Source organism: Clostridium polyendosporum (assembly GCF_018332455.1).
Classification (GTDB): domain Bacteria; phylum Bacillota; class Clostridia; order Clostridiales; family Clostridiaceae; genus Clostridium_AY; species Clostridium_AY polyendosporum.
This window is the reverse complement of the sequence record NZ_BOPZ01000066.1, coordinates 1-1,091: the sequence shown is the minus strand read 5'-3', so window position 1 is coordinate 1,091 and position 1,091 is coordinate 1. Positions and strand designations below refer to the sequence as shown.

1 protein-coding gene is annotated in these 1,091 nt (G+C 36.5%); it reads right to left on the bottom strand.

The annotated features are described in order from the left end of the window. A partial coding sequence (locus tag CPJCM30710_RS17380) for a reverse transcriptase domain-containing protein (RefSeq protein ID WP_212905396.1) occupies positions 1-1,091 on the bottom strand: 1,091 nt, incomplete at both ends.

Sequence of the window (1,091 nt, the reverse complement as noted above, 5' to 3'; positions counted from 1 at the left end):
AACCTAGACTTGAAAGCAGCCGTATCCTTATACGCTAGCTTCTTGGCATTTTTTCTTCTTTCCTTCTTTATCAAGAAATATTCTTTGTCTTTGTATGGATTCATATCAAGCTTGAGTCTTTCATGCCTAACAATAGGTATGTCTGATGGTCGAATCAGTGTTGCTTTTCTATCAGAGAAAATCCAATCCCTTGAGCCTTTGTTTTTCCAATATCTCTCTTTTATCCATTTGGCTCCTTTATTTGGATGCCTTCTTTTGGCCCATTTCCAAATCATATTGAAGATACGGTGATTCAAATTTTCAAAAGTCTGTTTTGAACACACTGGTTGATGATAGTTGCACCAGCCTTTCAAAACTTGATTCAACTGGTATATTAGGAATTCTTGCTTTACTGTTCTATTTGTATGTATAATTTCACTTATCTTCTTTGTCACTTTATTTAGAGATTTGACCGATGGCTTAATTATTAACTTGTTATTATATTTTCTAAAGTTCCATCCGAGAAAGTCGAAACCATCATTTATGTGAGTTATAGATGTCTTTTCCCTAGAAAGTTCAAGACCACGTTTGTTCAAAAATTTGCTGATTATGCCTACTATTTGTTCAAGGACTTCTTTATTATTGGCTGTTACTACGAAGTCATCCGCATATCTCACGATATGCAAATGGTTGGGATTATTTCGAGAGTGGTAGCTGATTTTTCTCTTCTTTGTTAAGAAATAGTGTCTGGCTATTTCGTATTCAAGTCCGTCCAATGTCAGATTTGCGAGAGTTGGACTGATTGTTCCACCTTGAATCGCTCCTTTTGTGGTAGGGAAAAGTTGTTTTCTGTACACAAAGCCTGCCTTAAGGAACTTGTTCAGTATCGTCTTATCAACTGGAATATTCTCCAACATCCATTGGTGACTTATATTATCAAAGCATCCCTTGATGTCTCCCTCTAGAATCCATTGACCACTTCTTCTTGATGATAATATTGTAAAGAGCTGCTCCATTGCATCAGCACAGCTTCTATATTTTCTGAAACCAAAGCTACTCTTGTCTCCAATAGTCTCACCTATAGGTTGTAACGCAAGCAGAAACAGAGTCTG